Annotated in this window: 12 protein-coding genes, 1 tRNA gene and 4 pseudogenes; 5 read left to right on the forward strand and 12 right to left on the reverse strand. The window is 72.2% G+C overall.

Annotation, left to right across the window (positions count from 1 at the left end; genetic code table 11):
- The 3 genes and pseudogenes from ABZ281_RS17185 to ABZ281_RS17195 all read left to right on the forward strand — a co-directional run.
- Positions 1–332 (forward strand): annotated as a pseudogene (locus ABZ281_RS17185) (glycosyltransferase); the annotation flags it as partial.
- Positions 329–628 (forward strand): annotated as a pseudogene (locus ABZ281_RS17190) (glycosyltransferase); the annotation flags it as partial. The pseudogenes ABZ281_RS17185 and ABZ281_RS17190, both read left to right, overlap by 4 nt.
- Before the next feature lie 34 nt (positions 629–662).
- Positions 663–1,316: an MASE1 domain-containing protein gene (locus ABZ281_RS17195; protein WP_356656314.1), complete on the forward strand. Its 654-nt coding sequence runs from the start codon at positions 663–665 to the stop codon at positions 1,314–1,316.
- 11 nt (positions 1,317–1,327) lie between these two features.
- On the opposite strand, the gene ABZ281_RS17200 is transcribed toward ABZ281_RS17195, so the two are convergent.
- Positions 1,328–1,401, reverse strand: a tRNA-Pro gene (locus ABZ281_RS17200).
- A gap of 136 nt (positions 1,402–1,537) precedes the next feature.
- Here ABZ281_RS17200 and ABZ281_RS17205 point away from each other — a divergent pair.
- Both ABZ281_RS17205 and ABZ281_RS17210 read left to right on the forward strand, forming a co-directional pair.
- Positions 1,538–2,242 (forward strand): transketolase, encoded by a 705-nt coding sequence (locus ABZ281_RS17205; protein WP_356656298.1) that lies wholly within the window; start codon positions 1,538–1,540, stop codon positions 2,240–2,242.
- Between the two features lie 34 nt (positions 2,243–2,276).
- A pseudogene (locus ABZ281_RS17210) lies at positions 2,277–3,193 on the forward strand (transketolase C-terminal domain-containing protein).
- A gap of 13 nt (positions 3,194–3,206) precedes the next feature.
- Here ABZ281_RS17210 and ABZ281_RS17215 read toward each other — a convergent pair.
- The 11 genes and pseudogenes from ABZ281_RS17215 to ABZ281_RS17265 form a co-directional block, all read right to left on the reverse strand.
- Positions 3,207–3,563 (reverse strand): MmcQ/YjbR family DNA-binding protein, encoded by a 357-nt coding sequence (locus ABZ281_RS17215; protein ID WP_356656300.1) that lies wholly within the window; start codon positions 3,561–3,563, stop codon positions 3,207–3,209.
- Positions 3,564–3,593: 30 nt separating this feature from the next.
- Positions 3,594–4,103, reverse strand: a complete 510-nt coding sequence (locus ABZ281_RS17220; RefSeq protein ID WP_356656316.1) for a GNAT family N-acetyltransferase — start codon at positions 4,101–4,103, stop codon at positions 3,594–3,596.
- A 14-nt stretch (positions 4,104–4,117) separates the two neighbouring features.
- Positions 4,118–4,690: an XRE family transcriptional regulator gene (locus ABZ281_RS17225; protein WP_356656302.1), complete on the reverse strand. Its 573-nt coding sequence runs from the start codon at positions 4,688–4,690 to the stop codon at positions 4,118–4,120.
- Between the two features lie 46 nt (positions 4,691–4,736).
- Complete coding sequence (locus ABZ281_RS17230; protein ID WP_356656304.1) at positions 4,737–5,639, reverse strand: LysR family transcriptional regulator; 903 nt, start codon at positions 5,637–5,639, stop codon at positions 4,737–4,739.
- 36 nt (positions 5,640–5,675) lie between these two features.
- Positions 5,676–6,869, reverse strand: a complete 1,194-nt coding sequence (locus ABZ281_RS17235) for a glycine C-acetyltransferase (protein ID WP_356656306.1) — start codon at positions 6,867–6,869, stop codon at positions 5,676–5,678.
- A 36-nt stretch (positions 6,870–6,905) separates the two neighbouring features.
- Positions 6,906–7,934, reverse strand: coding sequence for an L-threonine 3-dehydrogenase (gene tdh, locus ABZ281_RS17240; protein WP_356656308.1), 1,029 nt, complete (start codon positions 7,932–7,934; stop codon positions 6,906–6,908).
- Positions 7,935–8,111: 177 nt separating this feature from the next.
- Complete coding sequence (locus tag ABZ281_RS17245) at positions 8,112–8,684, reverse strand: GAF domain-containing protein (RefSeq protein ID WP_356656310.1); 573 nt, start codon at positions 8,682–8,684, stop codon at positions 8,112–8,114.
- Positions 8,685–8,745: 61 nt separating this feature from the next.
- Positions 8,746–9,381: an ATP/GTP-binding protein gene (locus ABZ281_RS17250; protein ID WP_356656311.1), complete on the reverse strand. Its 636-nt coding sequence runs from the start codon at positions 9,379–9,381 to the stop codon at positions 8,746–8,748.
- Positions 9,359–9,730 carry a DUF742 domain-containing protein gene (locus ABZ281_RS17255; protein ID WP_142166483.1) on the reverse strand — a complete coding sequence of 124 codons (372 nt, stop codon included), beginning with the start codon at positions 9,728–9,730 and terminating at the stop codon, positions 9,359–9,361. The genes ABZ281_RS17250 and ABZ281_RS17255 overlap by 23 nt, the downstream gene beginning before the upstream one ends.
- Positions 9,731–9,732: 2 nt before the next feature.
- Positions 9,733–10,164 carry a roadblock/LC7 domain-containing protein gene (locus ABZ281_RS17260; RefSeq protein ID WP_030840841.1) on the reverse strand — a complete coding sequence of 144 codons (432 nt, stop codon included), beginning with the start codon at positions 10,162–10,164 and terminating at the stop codon, positions 9,733–9,735.
- A gap of 68 nt (positions 10,165–10,232) precedes the next feature.
- Positions 10,233–11,945: pseudogene (locus ABZ281_RS17265) on the reverse strand (ATP-binding protein); the annotation flags it as partial.
- Between the last annotated feature and the right edge of the window lie 108 nt (positions 11,946–12,053).

Below are 12,053 nucleotides of genomic sequence, written 5' to 3' on the forward strand. Positions count from 1 at the left end.
GCATGATCATGACACTTCTGAACGTTCATGGTGCGGCTCTCCTTCTTCTCGGTCAGGGGTGGCGCCTGCACGACCTCGGCCCCCTGCGCGCGGCCCGCCGGGAGCCGCTGCTCGCCCTCGGTCTCAGCGACCGGCGCAGCGGCTATCCGCTCCAGATGGTCGTCCGCGCGGCCGACGCGGGATGGCGGATCGCCGAGCACGACGTGCCGTATCTGCCGCGTACCGGGGCCTCGAAGGTGACGGGCACGTGGCGCGGTACCTGGCAGGCCGTTCGGGACATGAGCCGCGTGCTGGCCGAAACGCCCGTACACGAAGGGGGAACCGTCCGTTGAACACGCTCCTCGTCATCGCCAAGGAGCCGCGGCCGGGCCGGGTGAAGACGCGGCTCACGCCACCGTTCACGCCCGAAGAAGCAGCCGGACTAGCGGAAGCCTCCCTGGCGGACACGCTGCACGCCGTGGCCGCCACACCCGCCACCCGGCGTGTCCTCGTGCTCGACGGTGCCCCCGGCCCCTGGTTGCCGCCCGGCTTCGACGTCGTGGCGCAGTGCGCGGGCGGTCTGGACGAGCGGCTGGCGGAGGCCTTCGCGGGCTGCGCCGGCCCGGCCCTGCTCATCGGCATGCCGCAACGAACTGAACCGGCTGCGGGACGCGCTGGCCCTGATCTTCCTCGGTGCCTTCACCGGGATGCTGGTGAGCGCCACGGTCGGCAGCGGGACGCTGGCGCTGACCGGCGTACTGGACGCCGACGACTTCGCGTCGACCTGGTCGGTCTGGTGGACCGGTGACGCGATGGGCGTCCTGGCGGTCACCCCGGTGCTGCTCCTGCTCCGCTCGGCCCGGTGGCCGCGGGGCGTCTCACCGGCCCGGTGGGCGGAGGGGGCCCTGCTGGTGGCGGCCACGGCCTGCGTCGGCTTCGTGGAGACCAGCGACACCCCGCTGCTGTTCCTCGGCTTCCCGCTGCTGATCTGGGCCGGCTTCCGCTTCCGGCTGGCAGGGGCCGCGCCCTGCGCCCTCGCGGTGTCGGTCTTCGCGATCGTCGCGGCCGGGCAGAAGTCCGGCCCGTTCGCCGGCCATGACCTGTTCACCAACATGATCACCCTGCAGGCGTTCAACGCCTCGGCCTCACTGACCGCGCTTCTGCTCGGGGCGGCCGTGGGGGAACGCGCCCAGACCGAGCGGGAGATCGCGCAGGCGTGCAGACAGCTCGCCGAGATGGCGACCAGGATCGCCACCAGCGACCGCCGGCCGGCACTCCCCGTCCGCAGAAATGATCAAGAGGCCGTATCCGTGGAATCCGATACGGCCTCTGAATGACTGCTTCACAGTCGGGACGACAGGATTTGAACCTGCGACCCCTTGACCCCCAGTCAAGTGCGCTACCAAGCTGCGCCACGTCCCGTTGCCCGTCTGACCTGGGAGTTCCCCCGGCCGAACGCGCAGGGAAACAATACCGCACTCGCACCGGTGATCGCGCATCCGTTTCCGGGCGGACGCCGCTTGACCTCAAGGTTGGTTGAGGTTGCACGCTCGTCGTCATGACCGACGCGACGCAGACGTACACGTACACGCATGCCGACCTGGCGGGCCTGATGGGCCTGATGACCGGCGACGAGAAGCACGGCCCGGCCGCGACGTCCACCCTGGACGTGCTGTGGGTGCTGTACGACCGGGTGCTGCGGGTGAGCCCGGAGAGCAGGCATGCCCAGGGGCGGGACCGGTTCCTGCTGTCGAAGGGACACGGGCCGATGGCGTACTACGCCGTGCTGGCCGCCAAGGGGTTCCTGCCGGCGGAGTGGCTGCCGGGCTTCGGCTCGTACGACTCCCCGCTCGGCCACCATCCCGACCGGACGCTCGTGCCAGGGGCCGAGATCGGCAGCGGATCGCTGGGGCACGGGCTGCCGATCGCCGTCGGTACGGCGCTGGGGCTGCGCGCCCAAGGGCTCGGCGAGCCGCGGGTGTGGACGCTGGTCGGGGACGCGGAGCTGGACGAGGGCAGCAACCACGAGGCGATCGCCTTCGCCGGGCCCGCCGGGCTCGACCGGCTGCACACCGTCGTCGTCGACAACTCCTCCGCCACGTACGCCCGCCCCGGCGGGATCGCCGCCCGCTTCGAGGCGGCGGGCTGGTCCGCGCTCACCGTCGACGGCCGTGACCACGAGGCCCTGTACGCCGCCTTCACCGCGCCGCACCCGGGCCGCCCGCACGTGGTCGTGGCCCGGGTCGAGCCGAAGTCCGCCTGATTTTCCGCTACCGAGACCGAGGAGTCTCCCTTCCATGGACACCATGCGTGACCGTTTCGCCCCTGTCGTCTCCCGGCAGCTCGACGAGGATCCCCGGGTCGCCGTGGTCCTCGCCGCGATCGGCACGGACGGCTTCGCCGCGGCCGCCCGCCGCCATCCCGGGCGGGTCGTCGACGTCGGCATCCGGGAGCAGCTCCTGATCGGGGCGGCGGCGGGGCTGGCGCTGACCGGGCTGCGGCCCGTCGTGCACACCTTCGCCAGCTTCCTCGTGGAGCGGCCCTTCGAGCAGGTGAAGCTGGACCTCGGGCACCAGGGGGCGGGCGCGGTGCTGGTGAGTGCCGCCGCCTCCTTCGACTGGCCGGCCGGCGGCTACACGCACATGGCGCCGGGCGACGTGGCGCTGCTCGATACCCTGGACGGCTGGACCGTCCATGTGCCGGGACACCCGGACGAGGCCGAGACGCTGCTTCGGCACGCGGTCGCCGCGGGCGACGACAAGGTGTACGTACGGCTGTCCGTCCAGGCCAACGGGCAGGCGCTGCCGGTCGATTCGACGGGGAGCGCTTCCGTACGGTCCGCGAGGGACGCTCCGGCGTGGTGGTCGCCGTCGGGCCGATGCTCGACGCCGTACTCGCCGCCACTGAGAGGCTGGACGTCACCGTCCTGTACGCGACCACCGTCCGCCCCTTCGACGTGGCCGCCCTGCGCCGGGCCACCGAGACGGCCGGGACGGACGTCGTCCTCGTCGAGCCCTACCTGGCGGGCACATCGACGGCCGCCGCGAACGACGCGCTGTCGGATGTGCCGCACCGGCTCCTCGGGCTGGGCGTGGGCCGTCGCGAACTGCGGCGGTACGGACGACTGGAGGAGCATGTCGCCGCCCACGGTCTCGACGCCCGGTCGCTGCGGGAGCGCATCGCGGGATTCCTCGGGACGGTGGCCCGCCGCTGAGATCAGGAGGGCGTCACTCCACGGGCAGGCCGAGCCGGGGGTGGGCCTCCAGGAGCGGGGTCGGGGCCGCCTGGCGCCAGGAGTCGGCGAGAATGTCCCGCAGCTCGCCCTCGTCCTCGACGGCGTCGAGCCGGGCCCGCACCCAGGCGAACTGGGACTCGTGGTCGGCGATCCAGAACTTCCCCGGCTCCGCGAGCACCAGTTCGTCGCGCTCCTCCTTGGGGCAGCGCACGGCGATGGAGGTCTCGTCCTCCGGCAGCGTGGCGAACATCTTTCCCGCGACCCGGAACGTGGGCATGCTCCAGGCGATCTTCTCCGTCGTGTCCGGCAGGGACAGGGCGATCCGTCGTACGTCTTCGGCATCCGGCATGGCAGGCACCGTATCGGCTCGCACTGACAATCACCTGGTGAGAGCGGTTGCCGGTATGCGCTTGTAGTAGATCGTCGTCGGCCGCAGCACGCCGCCGGGATCGGCCGCGTAGTCCGGGATGGCGCCGACGGGGGTCCAGCCGCTGGAGCGGTACAGCTGTTCGGCGGGGCTGCCGGTCTCGGTGTCCAGGTGCAGGAGGGTGACTCCGGCCGCAGCGGCCGCGGCCTCCGCCGTGGCCAGGAGCCCGCGGCCGAGGCCGCGCCCACGGGCCTCCGGCGCCACCATCAGCTTCACGAGCTCGGCGCGGTGGCGACTGTTGGCCTTGTCGGGGAAGGCCAGGCTGACGGTGCCGAGCACCTGTTCCCCGTCGCACGCGGCCCACACGGCGAGCTGGCCCGCGGCGACATCGGCGGCCCGGCCCTCCCACCAGGCCAGGGCGTCCGCCCGGGCGAGCGGGGCGAGGAAGCCGACGGAGGCACCGCCGTTCACGGTGTTGGTCAGCAGATCCGCCAACTCCGCTGCCCTTTGGAGCAGTTGCATCTCGTCCAGTCGGTTCACGGCCGCACCACCGCCAGCAGATAGCGGACGCCCTCGGGATCCGCGCACCGGAACCGGGTCGGGCCCCACACCCGCATTCGCAGGCAGTCCCCCGCGTCCAGACGGTGCTCGGTGTCCTGCGCGGTCACGTCCAGGGCGCCTTCCAGGATCCAGAGGTGCTGCTCCAGTCCGGCCACGGGTGGACGGTCGTAGGAGAGGTCGGCGCCGGGTGCGAGGCGGGCCTCGACGAGTTCGCCGCGCAGGGCGGCGTGCGGGGGTGACACGGACCGCCGTACGAAGCCGGAGGCGCGGTCCTGCCACACGGGCTGGCCGACGGAGCGGACGACGGCCTCCGGTTCGGCCTCGACCTCGCTGAGGAGCTGGGACATGGTGCGCCCGTAGACGGCGCACAGGCGGTTCAGGAGGGAGGCCGTGGGGCTGATCTCCGCCCGCTCGGCCCGGGACAGGGTGGACCGGCTCACCCCGCTGCACTCGGCCAACTCACCGAGGGACCAGCCGTGTTCGGCCCGTAGCTCGGCCAGGCGCGCACCCAGCCGGGCGTCCACGGGGTCCGTCTCGTCACGTCTCATATCCGGGACGCTAGCCCGGATATGAGACGACGGTGTTACGGGGCACTCACAGCCGGGCCGCCGCGCCGAGCGCGTCCAGCACGGGGCGGATCAGGGGGTGCTCCTCGGCTCCCCTGCGGACGGCGGCGAAGACCCGGCGGGTGGGGGGCGTTCCGTCGACGGGGCGTACGACCACCCCGGCGAGGTCCATGCCGCGCAGGGCCGAGCGCGGCACCAGGGCAACGCCCGCGTCGGCCGAGGCGAGGGCGACGACCGCGCGGAAGTCGTCCGAGGAGTGCTCCATGCGGGGCTGGAAACCGGCGTTCTCGCAGGCCAGGATGACCACGTCGTGGCAGGGGTTGCCGGGGTACTGGCCGATCCACGGGTCCTTGGCCAGGTCGGCGAGGGGCACCTCGGCCGCATCGGCCAGACGGTGGGCGACCGGGACGACCGCGTCGAAGGGCTCGGCGTACAGCGGTACGTGGGCCAGTCTCGGGTCGTCGGCGGGCGGGGCCCCGCGGTACTCGACGGCGACGGCGACATCGACCTGCCGGTCCAGCACCATCGGCAGGCTGGCGTCGCCCTCGGCATCCTGGACGCGGATGCGGATCCCGGGCGCCGAGCGGGCGAGAGCGGCCACGGCGGGCGCGACGACCAAGGCGATGCCGGTGGCGAAGGAGGCGACCGTGACGGTGCCGGCCGCGCCGGAGCTGTATGCGGCGAGCTCGGCCTCGGCCCGCTCCAGTTGAGCGAGGACCGCGTTGGTGTGGTTGAGAAGGATCTCGCCGGCGGGAGTGAGCCGCACCCCCTTGGCGCCGCGCTCGACGAGCCGGTGGCCGGTCTCCTGCTCCAGGGCCGCGAGCTGCTGGGAGACGGCCGACGGGGTGAGATACAGCGCGGCGGCAGCCGCCGTCACCGTACGGTGGTCGGCCACCGCCCGGAGGATGTGGAGCCGCCGCGCTTCGATCATGCGATCGATTGTCTCAAATGCGCCCCGTGCCGGCGGTCAGCCCTCCAGCTCGGCCCGCGCCGCCACGAAGGCGTCGACCGCGCGGTTGACGTCGTCCGTGGAGTGCGCGGCGGACAGCTGGACACGGATCCGGGCCTGGCCCTGCGGCACCACCGGGTACGAGAAGCCGATCACGTAGACGCCGCGCTCCAGCAGCAGCTCGGCCATGCGGCCGGCGACCGCCGCGTCGCCGATCATCACCGGGGCGATGGCGTGGTCGCCGGGGAGGACGTCGAAGCCCTCCTCGGTCATCCGGCCGCGGAACAGGGCCGTGTTCTCGGCCAGCCGGACGCGCAGGTCGTCCGCGGCCTCCAGCAGGTCGAGGACCTTCAGGGAGGCCGCCGCGATGACCGGGGCGAGGGTGTTGGAGAACAGGTACGGCCGGGAACGCTGGCGCAGCAGGGCGACGATCTCGGCGCGGGCGGCGACGTAGCCGCCGGAGGCGCCGCCGAGGGCCTTGCCGAGCGTGCCGGTGATGATGTCGACGCGGTCCATGACGCCGTGCAGCTCGGGCGTGCCGCGGCCGCCGGGGCCGACGAATCCGACCGCGTGGGAGTCGTCGACCATGACCATCGCGTCGTAGCGGTCGGCAAGGTCGCAGATCTCGCGCAGCGGGGCGACGTAGCCGTCCATGGAGAAGACGCCGTCGGTGACGATCAGGCGGCGGCGCGCGTCGGAGGCCTCCTTGAGCCGGGCCTCCAGCTCGGCCAGGTCACGGTTGGCGTAGCGCAGACGGCGGGCCTTGGACAGGCGGATGCCGTCGATGATGGAGGCGTGGTTGAGGGCGTCGGAGATGACCGCGTCCTTTGGGCCGAGCAGCGTCTCGAACACGCCGCCGTTGGCGTCGAAGCAGGAGGAGTAGAGGATCGTGTCCTCCTGGTCCAGGAAGGCGGACAGCCGCGCCTCCAGCTCCTTGTGCACCTCCTGGGTGCCGCAGATGAAGCGGACGGAGGCCATGCCGTAGCCCCAGCGGTCCAGGGCCTCGTGGGCGGCGGCGACGACCTCGGGGTGGTCGGCGAGGCCGAGGTAGTTGTTGGCGCAGAAGTTGAGGACCTCGCCGGGACGGCCGCCCGCGGTGACGTTCACGGTGGCGGACTGCGGACTGCCGATCACCCGCTCGGGCTTGTGCAGGCCGGCAGCGCGGATCTCGTCGAGGGTGGCGCGCAGGTCCTCGCGCACGGAGTCGAACATGGGGGAAGCTCCTAAGGTGCTCGCGGAGAAGGGGGGTTACACGGTCCAGTCGAGGATGACCTTGCCGCCGCGGCCGCTGGCCGCGTCCTCGAACGCCGCCTCGAAGTCACGGTGGCCGTAGCGGCCGGTGATGACGGGTGCGAGGTCCAGCCCCGCCTCCAGCAGGACCGACATGGCGTACCAGGTCTCGAACATCTCGCGGCCGTAGATGCCCTTGATGGTGATCATCGAGGTGACGACGCGGGCCCAGTCGACGGGGAACTCCTGCGCGGGCAGGCCGAGCATCGCGATCCGGCCACCGTGCGTCATGTTGGCGATCATGTCGCGCATGGCCTCGGGGCGGCCGGACATTTCCAGGCCGATGTCGAAGCCCTCGCGCAGTCCGAGGGTGCGCTGCCCGTCGGCGATGGTGGAGCCGGAGACGTCGAGCGCGAGGCTGACACCGATCTTGCGGGCCAGCTCGAGCCGCTCCGCGCTGACGTCGGTGATCACGACGTTGCGGGCACCGGCGTGCCTGGCCACGGCGGCGGCCATCAGGCCGATGGGTCCCGCGCCGGTGATCAGGACGTCCTCGCCGACGAGCGGGAACGACAGCGCGGTGTGCACGGCGTTGCCGAAGGGGTCGAAGATCGCGGCCACGTCGAGGTCGACGGGCACCCGGTGCACCCAGACGTTGGCGGCGGGCAGGGCGACGTACTCGGCGAACGCCCCGTCCCGGCCCACGCCGAGCCCCACGGTCGCCCGGCACAGGTGCCGGCGCCCGGCCAGGCAGTTGCGGCACTTGCCGCACACCAGATGGCCCTCGCCGCTGACCCGGTCGCCGACGGCGATGTCGGTGACGTCCCGCCCGGTCTCGACGACCTCGCCGACGAACTCGTGCCCGAGCACGAGCGGGGTGCTGATCGCCTGCTGGGCCCAGCCGTCCCAGGCCCGGATGTGCAGGTCGGTGCCGCAGATTCCGGTGCGCAGCACCTTGATGAGTACGTCGCCGGGCCCGACGGCGGGCTCGGGGACGTCCGCGAGCCACAGCCCGGGCTCCGCCTTCTGCTTGACCAGCGCCTTCACCGCTACGGCTCCTGAGGGTGAGTCCCGGCTCCGGGCATGCCGAAGGAACCCCTGGACCGGGAGAGGAGTGGGATCGCAGTGCAATCTGCCGTACGGCGGGCGCGCCGGTCCATCGAGGATTTCTTAAGCGCCGCCGCAGCTTTCCTTCACGCCCGGAGGCCTCGGTGGAATCGGGCTTCAGTAGGGCGGCAGGCCGTCCCGGCTCTCCAGCTCCACGACGAGCTGCGCGGCGTGTTCCTTGATCGCCGTCAGGCCCGGCTTCCCCCACGGCCGCGGCTCGACGTCCGCGACGCTGATGGTGCCCAGCACCAGGCCCGTGCCGTCGATGAGCGGCGCCCCCAGATAGGAGCGGATGCCGAACTCGTCGACCACCGGATTGCCCGCGAACCGCGGATAGTCGCCGACGTCCTCCAGGGCGAGGGCCTTGCGGCGCGCCACCACATGGGGGCAGAAGCCGTGGTCGCGGGGCAGGGCACGGCCGAGGCGCGGACTGGTGCCGTCGCTGCGCACCACCGGCGCGACGGCCGGCACGTGCAGGCCCGCGTAGAACTGCCCCTGCTCGTCGGGGAGGTTGACCATGGCGTACGGCGCACCGGTGAGCTCGGCGAGGCGGTGCGCGAAGGAGTCGAGTGCGGGTTCGGAGCGCTCCCCCAGGCCCAGTCTGCGCAGTCGGCGGGTGCGGGCGGGGGCCTCCTTGTCCTCGGGTGTGAGCAGCAGACGACCGGCCGGGCGCGGCGGGTCGTAGGTCATGGGCATGCTCCTGGGTTGTGGACTTGCGTCATATATGGCCTCCGTGGCAGGTGTGAGGGGGTCACATGTGGGCGCCATACCCCGTCGCGGGGGCCGGCGTGTGGGCGATGAGGTGGCGCACCAGGGTCAGCAGGGTCTGGACCCCGGAGCTGGAGATCCGCGCGTCGCAGCACAACACGGGCACGTCCTCGGACAGGTCGAGGGCACCGCGTACCTCCTCGGGGTCGTAGCGGTGGGCGCCGTCGAATTCGTTGACGGCGACGACGAATTCGAGGCCACGCTGTTCGAAGAAGTCGACGGCGGCGAAGCACTCCTCCAGCCGGCGGGTGTCCGCGAGGATGACCGCGCCGAGCGCGCCCTCGCACAACTCGTCCCACATGAACCAGAACCGCTCCTGTCCGGGCGTGCCGAACAGGTACAGCACATGCCGGGGGTCGAGGGTGATGCGGCCGAAGTCCATGGCCACGGTCGTCTCGACCTTGTTCTCGATGCCGTCGAGGTTGTCGGTCGCGGCGCTGACGGTGGTGAGCAGTTCCTCCGTGCTGAGCGGCGCGATCTCGCTGACCGCGCCGACGAAGGTCGTCTTGCCCACGCCGAACCCGCCCGCCACGAGGATCTTCAGCGCGGTGGGGAAGGGGTCGGCGCCACGGCCATGGCCCGGTCCGTCGGTGTAGTCAGAGCTGTCGTCGTAGTCCATCGAGCACTGCCTCCAGAAGGGCCCGGTCCGTCGGGTTGTGGTGGAACGCGGGGGGCTTGGTGGTCAACGCCCCGCAGTCGACGAGGTCCGCCAGCAGCACCTTGGTGACGGCCACCGGCAGTGTGAGATGGGCGGCGACCTCGGCGACGGCGACGGGCACCCGGCACCGTTCGAGCGCCTGCGCGTGTTCGGGGCCGAGATAGCCGAGGGGGGTCGCCCCGGTGGCCATCACCTGTGACACGAGGTCGAGCGCGACGGTCGGACGGGTGCGGCCGTTGCTGACCGTGAACGGCCGCACCAGCCGCCCGGCCGCGTCGTCGAGCCAGGGCCCGTCACCGGCCGCCGTCACGCTCAAGGCCTCATCGCCGGGGATTCGACGGACTGCCGGGGAGCGGTCACCAGGTAGGGGCGGACACTCTTGACCAGCATCGCCATCTCGTAGCCCAGCACGGCCGCGTCGGCCTCGCGGCCGGCCAGCACGGCCAGGCAGGTGCCGGAGCCGGCGGTGGTGACGAACAGCAGGGTCGAGGCGAGTTCGACGACGACCTGCCGCACATCGCCGCCGTCGCCGAAGCGGACACCGGCACTGCGGCCGAGTGAGTACAGGCCGGAGGCCAGGGCAGCCATGTGGTCGGCGCTGTCCGGGTCGAGACCGTGCACGGACTTCACGAGCCCGTCGCAGGACAGGAGCACCGCGGCAGTCGTGTGCGGTACGCGCTGCACGAGGCCGCTCATCAGCCAGTCGAGATCGGATACATGGGCGGTCGGCGCATCGCTCGCCATGGTGGATCGACTCCTTGGGGTACGAAGATCTGCGGGAGCGCTGGGGGTGGGGATGGGAAGGGGGGTGGTCATCCGGCGGGTGCGCTCCCGTCCTGCCGGATGGTGGCCGTGCGGTGATCGGAACAGGACCCGGGCGTCGGCCTGCTCGAGGGGGACAGCTCCGAGGGGAGCGCCTCGAGGTGGACCGGGCGGACGGGCATCGGGTCCCTGTGGGTGGAACCCGTGGATGCCGGGTCCGTGTGGGCGGAGTCTGCGTAGGAGGAGTCCATGTGGGCGGCCTCCATGTGGGCGGCCTCCGTGTGCGCGGATGCCATGTGGGCGGACGCCGTGTCCCCCCGCTCCGTGGTGCCGGCCTCCATGCTCTGCTGGGCCTCCGCGAGGCTGATACCGCGCTGGAAGGCCGCCATCAGACCGGGGTCGTGGCCCACGAGGTACTCGGGGTCCTGGCGTGGCGTCGGGCCGTCGCGCAGCTGGGGCACGATGTGCTCCTGGGCGCGGCGACGGGGCAGTTGGGGCTTGCCCATGGTGCCGCGGACGGTGCCGTTGCGAGGGGTGGGCGGCTCGGTGACGTTCTCGGCGAGGATCCGCCGGTCGTCGGGACTGATACCGGGCCGTGCCTCGGCCGGGGTGGGACGCTCCCGGCGGGCTCCGCGCATGGGCAGGGGAGCGGGCCTGCCCTCCGGTGCGCTTCCGCCCGGGGCCGGTTCGGCTTGTTGCTCGTGTCCCCGGGATGCGCTGGGTGCGGCGAGCGGGATCGACGGGCCTGCTCCGGACGCGGGCAGCGGCACGGCCGAGGCCTCGATCTCAGCGCCGTCGACGGCCGGGGATCGCCCCCTGGACGCGCCACCGGCGACCACACCGGAACCGGCACCAACCTGCCCGTGCCGGCCGTCCTGCCCGTTCTGCCCATGCCGCCCGCCCGGCCGTCCCGGCACCGCGGGACGATCCGCACCGGGCGCGCCTCCCTCCGGCTGCCCCGCTCCCCCGGGCGTTCCCGCCCCCGCCTCCGCTCCCAGCAGCGCCTGCGGTACGACGAGCACCGCCTGCACTCCGCCGTAGATGTTGGTCTGGAGGCGGACGGTGATGCCATGCCGCCGGGCGAGCTGGGAGACGACGAACAGGCCGATGCGGCCGTCCGCGAGGAGCCGCGCGACGTTCACCTGGTCGGGGTCGGCGAGCAGCGCGTTCATCCGCGTCTGCTCCTCCAGGGGCATGCCGAGGCCGCGGTCCTCGACCTCGACGGCGAGCCCGGAGGTGACGAGGTTGGCGCGCAGCAGGACCTGGGTGTGCGGGGCGGAGAACACCGTGGCGTTCTCGACGAGTTCGGCCAGGAGGTGGATGACGTCGGCGACCGCGTGGCCGCGCAGCTGCCCGTCGATCGGCGGCACCAGCTTGACCCGCGAGTACTGCTCGACCTCGGCGATGGCCGAGCGCAGCACCTCGGTCATGGAGACCGGGTTGCTCCACTGGCGTCGGGAGACGGCGCCCCCGAGCACCGCCAGGTTCTCGGCGTGGCGGCGGATGCGGGTGGCGAGGTGGTCGACGTGGAAGAGCCCCTTGAGCAGGTCGGGGTCCTCCATCTCGTTCTCCAGCTCGTCGAGGATGGAGATCTCGCGGTGCACCAGGGACTGCAGGCGGCGGGCGAGGTTGACGAACACCTCGAGCTTCTGTTCGCTGCCGGCCTGGCTGGAGAGCTGGGAGGCCTGCACGACGGCGGTGACGGCGCCGTCGTGCGCGCGGGACAGGTCGGCGGCGAGGAGGTCGAAGTCGTCGCCGTCCTCGGCGGGGCTCCCGTGGCGGCTTCAGTGCCTGGAAAACTGAGGACTTGCCCGCATTGTTTTCGCCGATGACGCAGCCGAAGCGATTCAAGGGAATCTCGACCGACTCAA

This window comes from Streptomyces sp. NPDC006265 (assembly GCF_040613555.1).
Taxonomy (GTDB): Bacteria; Actinomycetota; Actinomycetes; order Streptomycetales; family Streptomycetaceae; genus Streptomyces.